Annotated in this window: 1 protein-coding gene; it reads right to left on the bottom strand. The window is 59.5% G+C overall.

All coding sequences use genetic code 11. The features are described 5' to 3' along the window. Nucleotides 1–967 (bottom strand): IS1634 family transposase (locus tag WBG83_RS22470; protein WP_336747626.1); only part of this gene is annotated, 967 nt, incomplete at its 3' end. Between the last annotated feature and the right edge of the window lie 18 nt (nt 968–985).

Below are 985 nucleotides of genomic sequence, written 5' to 3'. Positions count from 1 at the left end.
GGGCGGCTTCCTTTGCGGCTTGCGTCAGCCGATGGCATTCGGCCTCCCGTTCGCGGGTTAACGTGTTTTCCTTTTTCTTGTCCAGCGCGCTGGACTCCACCACGATCAGGCGGAGCGCATGGCCCTCATGCTCGGCCTCGGCGGCCCGCCAGCGATACGTGGCGCCTTCCTTGGACGAGACGAACGATACCGGCTCCGACCACGACGCATCCGGTGCATCGGCAGAGGCCAGCGCCGCTTTGACGATCTTCAGTTGGTTGGGTGCGCGGGTCAAGAGGTAGGCGTTCGCGCCTTTTGCGGCGTCGAGGGTCGCCTTGCTCATCGCCGCCGAATCGGCGACGTAGACAAAATCCTTCAGCTTCACCGCGGCGCACTGCGCATGGAGCTTCTCCAGCACATCCGGATTCCAGGTTTTGTCTGACGTGTTCCCGTCGTGCACATCGCCGTAAAGGGGAATCCCGTCGCTATTGCCGATCAACCCGAACTGGATTTGCTTGGCGCCTCGCCGGTCCCGGCTGTAGCCTTCGACAATCTGCAGCGCCTTGCTCGGTTTCGTGTACGCGCCGTAAACGGACATACTCGTCGTGTCGCCATGAAACACGCTTAGCGGGATGCGCTCGTGCTGGTACACGTGCAATTGGAAGGTCGAGTAGACTTGATGGATGTCCGCTTCATGCAGCCGGTCCAGGTGGCGTCCGAGTGCGTCGTCATTGAACCAGGATGCCAGCAAGCCGGGACGGAGCAGTTGATCCAAATCCTGCTCTGCGGCCCATTTATGCACATTCATCAACGCATTTCGGCCGCTCAGCATGTCGAGCACCAGCAATTGGACAGCTTCGCCTGCAGTCGTCCGGCATTGGGGGTCCACGGGCACGCATTCATCGATTTTCCGGCGCAGACCCAGATCGTTCATGATGCCGCTGAGTAACGGCAGATAACCGACTTCATAGAAATTTTCCATTTGCATCGTTGTATCCACTCCTGA

Origin of the sequence: Paenibacillus sp. y28, assembly GCF_037137075.1 — a bacterium.
Classification (GTDB): domain Bacteria; phylum Bacillota; class Bacilli; order Paenibacillales; family NBRC-103111; genus JBBBNV01.
Note: the sequence above shows the minus strand (reverse complement) of the source record. Positions and strands in the feature narration are given on the sequence as shown.